This window comes from Kitasatospora sp. LaBMicrA B282 (assembly GCF_050325825.1).
Lineage (GTDB): Bacteria > Actinomycetota > Actinomycetes > Streptomycetales > Streptomycetaceae > Kitasatospora.
Window position 1 is genome coordinate 1 of record NZ_JBNQTI010000303.1, and the last position, 4,856, is coordinate 4,856.

Annotated in this window: 5 protein-coding genes; 4 read left to right on the forward strand and 1 reads right to left on the reverse strand. The window is 76.4% G+C overall.

The genetic code is table 11. From position 1 onward, the window contains the following. Window positions 1–693, reverse strand: a 693-nt coding sequence (locus tag ACQRUO_RS38630) for a YveK family protein (protein ID WP_428320863.1), incomplete at its 3' end; no start/stop codon positions are given. A 301-nt stretch (window positions 694–994) separates the two neighbouring features. Here ACQRUO_RS38630 and ACQRUO_RS38635 point away from each other — a divergent pair. From ACQRUO_RS38635 to ACQRUO_RS38650, 4 genes are all read left to right on the forward strand, one after another. Then, entirely contained in the window at window positions 995–2,122 is a 1,128-nt protein-coding gene (locus ACQRUO_RS38635) for a glycosyltransferase (protein ID WP_428320864.1), read from the forward strand. After that, a complete protein-coding gene (locus tag ACQRUO_RS38640) occupies window positions 2,119–3,069 on the forward strand; it encodes a glycosyltransferase family 2 protein (RefSeq protein ID WP_428320865.1) in 951 nt (316 codons plus the stop codon). The genes ACQRUO_RS38635 and ACQRUO_RS38640 overlap by 4 nt, the downstream gene beginning before the upstream one ends. A 6-nt stretch (window positions 3,070–3,075) precedes the next feature. Beyond that, window positions 3,076–3,747 (forward strand): sugar transferase, encoded by a 672-nt coding sequence (locus tag ACQRUO_RS38645; protein ID WP_428320866.1) that lies wholly within the window; start codon window positions 3,076–3,078, stop codon window positions 3,745–3,747. Window positions 3,748–3,766: 19 nt separating this feature from the next. Next, window positions 3,767–4,856: NAD-dependent epimerase/dehydratase family protein (locus ACQRUO_RS38650; RefSeq protein WP_428320867.1), on the forward strand; the 1,090-nt coding region annotated here is incomplete at its 3' end.

The window sequence follows — 4,856 nt, forward strand, 5'->3', positions numbered from 1 at the left end:
CGGCACGGCGGCGCGCAGCGCCGGGTCGGCGGGCACGGCGGCCAGCACCGGCCGGCCGAGCTCGCGCCGGACGTCCTCGCGGCTGCGCAGCCGGGTGTCCAGGGTGGCCCGCAGCAGCGCGCCGCTGATCCCGACCGCGAGGCCGGCGGCCACCGCGATGCCCAGGTAGAGCGCGGGCTGCGGGGTGGTCGGCGAGGTGGGCGCGGTGGACGGGCCGACCGGGCTGACCTTGACCAGCGGGGCGCCGCTGCCCGGGGTGGTCTGCTCGATCACGTTGACGAACTGGGTGAACTGGGTGGCGGTCACGTCGGCGATCGCCTGCGCCTGCAGCGGCGAGCTGTCGGTGACCGCGATGTCGACCAGCACGGTGTCCAGCGGCGCGGTCGCGCTGATCTTGCCGGCCAGCTGGCTGGGCGTGGTGTGCAGGTGCAGGGCGTTGATCACGCCGTCGATCACCGGCGGGCTGTTGACGATCTGGGTGTAGGACTTGACCCGCTCCTCCGAGAACAGGCCGCCCTGGTAGGCGTTGGCGCTGCTGACGTCGCTGGTGGCGACGAAGAGCCGGGCGTGCGCGGTGTAGGTGCGCGGGGTGAGGGCGATCGCGGCACCGGCCGCGGCGACGAAGAGCAGCAGGCTGGCGACCACGAAGCGCCAGCGTTCGCGCAGCACGCGCAGGTAGTCGCGCAGGTCCATCGGGCTCCTCCGTCCGTCGACCGGCGCCGGGCGGGCGCGGTGGGACTCGGACGGTGCCCACGCTACGGAGTGCCGGGCGGCGGCGGATGCAGCGGTGGTGGGACCTCGGCTACGTCTTTTGTGGGCGGCCGGCGCCGCTCCGGTGGGCGACCGGCGCCGCGGGGTGCCGGGCCCGGGCCGGGCCGGCGGCGCCCTACCGCGATCCGCACGGGTTTTCTCGTCCGATTGCGGGAGCCACGGGCGACCGCGGCGGCCTTGGCTGACTCACGTACACCCGATCCCCACCACCCGAGTGCCAGCCATGAACGCCCCGATCGCCCACTGCGCCGTCACCCCCTACGGCCGCGACGCCGGCAGCGCGCGGGTGCGGGTGTTCGGCTGGCTGGACCTGGTGGACACCGAGTTCACCGTCAGCTGCTACCTGGCCCGGCGCGACGCCCACCCCGCCCAACTGGCCCGCCGGCCGGCCGCGGTGGCCCGGGCCGAACTGCGACTGCGCGAACTGGCCGCGGCCCGCCCGCACCGGCTGCTGCTGCACCGCGAGGCCTCCCCGCTCAGTCGCGGCGAGCTGGAGCAACGGCTGCTGCGCGGCGCCGGGTTCGCGGTCTACGACTTCGACGACGCACTGCAGTGGGACCACGGCGACGGCTCGGTGCTGCGCCGGCTGGCCCCGAAGGCGCCCAAGGCCCGCGCGGCGGTGCGCTGGGCGGACCGGGTGGTGGCCGGCTGCCCGGTGCTGGCCGACTGGGCCGGCGCGCACCACCACGACGTGCGGCTGATCCCCAGCTGCGTGGCGCCGGCCGACTACCGGCGCAAGAGCGACTACGCGCTGCACGACCCGCCGCGGCTCGGCTGGGTCGGCTCCGCGGGCAACGAGCGCTACCTGCTGCGGATCGCCACCGCGCTGACCGAGCTGCACCGGCGCACCGGCGCCCGGCTGACCGTGCTCGGCACCGACCGGCCGCGGCTCGGGCAGCTGGAGGCGGTGATCGACCGGGTGCCGTGGAGCGAGGCCGCGCAGCACACCGCGCTGGCCGAGCTGGACCTCGGGCTGATGCCGCTGCCGGACACCCCGTACACCCGGGGCAAGTGCGGCTACAAGCTGCTCCAGTACGCCGCCGCCGGGCTGCCCGCGGTGGCCGACCCGGTCGGGGTCAACGCGCACCTGCTGGACCGCTTCGGCCTGCCGGCACCGCGCACCCCCGAGGAGTGGACCGAGGCGCTGCTCGCCCTGCTGGCCGCCCCGGCGAGCGAGCGGGCCCGGCTGGGCGAGCGGGCGCACCGGGTGGTCGAGGCCGAGTACTCCTACCGCCGCTGGCTGCCGCAGTGGCGGGCCGCGCTGGAACTGGACCCGGCGCCGACCACGGCGGCCGCACCGCCGAGCGCCACCGCGGGCCCGCCGCCCGCCCGCGCCGGAGGTGCGTCGTGATCGCCCGGGACACGGTCGACGTGGTGATCGTCAACTGGAACACCGGTCCCGCGCTGCGCGCCTGCCTGCGCTCGATCGCCCGGACCGACCGCTCGGTGCTGCCGGTCGGCTCGGTGGTGGTGGTCGACAACGACTCGCGGGACGGCTCGGTGGACTGCCTCACCGACCAACTCCCGTCCGACGGCCCGACCCTGACGGTGCGCCGCAACCACCACAACCTGGGCTTCGCCGCCGCCTGCAACCAGGGCGCCGCGCTCCGCCGCACCGGCGACCAGCTGCTCTTCCTCAACCCCGACACCGAGCTCTACCCCGACACCCTGCGGGTGGTCGGCGAGTTCCTGCACGGCCCGGCCGCCGCCGGGGTGGGGATCTGCGGCGCCCGGATCCTGGACGCCGAGGGCCGCCCCGGCCTCTCCTGCTCGCGCTTCCCCACCCTGCGCAGCACCGTCGGCGCGATGACCGGCCTGGACCGGCTGCTGCCCGCCGTCTTCCCACCGCGCCACCTGGCCCCCGCCGAGCTGCGTCGCTCCGGCCCGGTCGACCAGGTGATCGGTGCCTTCTTCCTGATCCGGCGCCAACTCTTCGAGCAGCTGGGCGGGTTCGACGAGCGCTACTTCCTCTACTACGAGGAGGTGGACCTGGCCCTGCGGGCCCGGCAGCACGGCTGGCGTTCGCAGTACCTCGCCGAGGCCCGGGTCCACCACATCGGCGGCGCCAGCAGCGACCAGGTCCGCTCCCGCCGGCTGGGCCACTCGCTGCGCAGCCGCACCCTGTACGCCCGCCGCCACTGGCCGCGCGGCCAGGCCCGGCTGCTGGTCCCGCTCACCCTGACCGTGGAGCTGCCGGCCCGGCTGGCCCGGGCCGGCTGGCACCGCAGCTGGACCGAACTGGCCGAGACCGGCGGCGGCTTCGCCCGCTACCTGCGCTGGCTGACCACCGGAGGCTGACCCGCCGTGGACCTGGACACCCGCCCGCTCACCCCGCTGACGCCGCCCGCCTGGTGGCCCGGCCGCACCCGCCGCGCGCTGGACCTGACCGTGGCGCTGACCGCGCTGCTGCTGCTCGCCCCGCTGCTGGCGGCGCTGGCCCTGCTGGTCCGGGTCAGCAGCCGCGGGCCGGTGCTCTTCCGCCAGCAGCGGGTCGGCGAGGGCGGCCGGCTCTTCACCCTGTACAAGTTCCGCTCGATGCGGGCGGCCGCGAGCGGGCCGGAGCTGACCGCGCGGGACGACCCGCGGGTCACCCGGGTCGGCCGGGTGCTGCGGTCCACCAGCCTGGACGAGCTGCCGCAGCTGGTGAACCTGCTGCGCGGCGAGATGACGCTGATCGGGCCGCGCCCGGAGACCCCCGCGCTGGCCCGCCGCTACCCGCCGCAGTGCCGCTGGGTCTTCGCCTACCGCCCCGGCCTGACCGGGCCGGTCCAGCTGCGCGCGAGCGAGCTGGCGGCCGCGCCGCCCGGCACGCCCGACCCGGAGGCCTACTACCTGGCGGTGCTGGTGCCGCGCCGGGTCGCGCTGGACGCGGACTACCTGGCCGCCTACTCGATCGCCGGCGACCTGGCGGTGCTGCTGCGCACCGCCGGGCACCTGCTGACGGTGCGGCGCCCGGCGGCGCCGCACGCACTCTGATGGACGGAGGGTCCCACCCATGCGCACCGTGGTCACCGGCGCGGCCGGATTCATCGGCTCCCACCTGTGCGAGCACCTGCTGGACAGCGGGGACGAGGTGGTCGGCGTGGACGCGCTGACCGAGTACTACGACCCCGCGCTGAAACGGCGCAACCTGGCCCGGCTGCTCGGCCGCCCGCGGTTCGCCTTCCACCGGGCGGACCTGCTGCGGCTGCCGCTCGCCGAGCTGTTCGCCGGCGCCGACGTGGTCTACCACCTGGCCGGCCAGCCCGGGGTGCGGGCCTCCTGGGGCGAGGAGTTCGGCTGCTACCTGGAGCGGAACGTGCAGGTGACCCAGCGGGTGCTGGAGGCCGCCCGCGGCGCCCGGCTGCGCAAGCTGGTGTACGCCTCCAGCTCCTCGGTCTACGGCGACGCCGCCGCCTACCCGGTCGCCGAGACGCTGCGCCCGCGCCCGGTCTCGCCGTACGGGGTCACCAAGCTGGCCGCCGAACACCTGTGCGAGCTGTACCGCGGCTGCTTCGGGGTGCCGACCGTCTCGCTGCGCCTGTTCAGCGTCTACGGTCCGCGCCAGCGGCCCGACATGGCCTTCGCCCGGCTGATCCCGGCCGCGCTGGACGGCGTGCCGTTCCCGCTGCACGGCGACGGGCAGCAGAGCCGGGACTTCACCTACGTCCGCGACGTGGTCACGGTGATGCGCCAGGCCGCGCTGCGGCCCTGGACCGGGGTGGCCAACGTGGGCGGCGGCCGGCGGGTGACGATGAACCAGGTGATCGAGCTGGTCTCGGCGCTGGCCGCGCCGGTGGTGCTGCGGCGGCTGCCCGAGCAGCACGGCGACGTCCGGCACACCGGCGCCGACATCACCCTGGCGCGGCGCTACCTCGGCTACCGACCGGCCGTCGGGATCCACCAGGGGCTGGCGGCGATGGTGGCCGCCGAACTGGCCGAGCGCGGCGAGCTGCCGGTGCGCACCGGCGCGGTGGTCGGGGGCACCCGAACAGCGGGCACCCGAACAGCGGGCGACCGGACGGCGGGCGACCGGACGGCGGGCGACCGGCCCGCGGTCGGGCAGCCGACGGTCGGCCGGCCGGCCGCCGGTCGGGCCGCGGTCG